General features: G+C 59.6%; 1 protein-coding gene. It reads right to left on the reverse strand.

All coding sequences use genetic code 11. The annotated features are described in order from the left end of the window. Positions 1–267, reverse strand: a 267-nt coding sequence (locus SB765_RS30195; RefSeq protein ID WP_410932570.1) for a beta-ketoacyl synthase N-terminal-like domain-containing protein, incomplete at both ends; no start/stop codon positions are given.

Genomic DNA, 267 nt, shown 5'->3' on the forward strand with positions numbered 1-267 from the left:
TGCCCGCCGCTTTGGCGACATTGCGGCTCAGGCCGGGGTGAAAATCGACGCCGTGACTCATCGGCACATGGCCCATATGCTCCACGCCGCCAACCAGACATGCCTGCGCATCGCCGGTCATGATCATTCGCGCTGCGTCATGTAATGCTTGCATGGATGAACCACACAGGCGATTGACGGTCACCGCCGGGACAGAGTGTGGTACTTCTGCCAACAGCGCCGCGTTACGGGCGATATTAAAACCTTGCTCCAGCGTCTGCTGTACAC

Source organism: Pseudomonas sp. SIMBA_067 (assembly GCF_046534675.1).
In the GTDB taxonomy this organism is placed as follows: domain Bacteria; phylum Pseudomonadota; class Gammaproteobacteria; order Pseudomonadales; family Pseudomonadaceae; genus Aquipseudomonas; species Aquipseudomonas putida.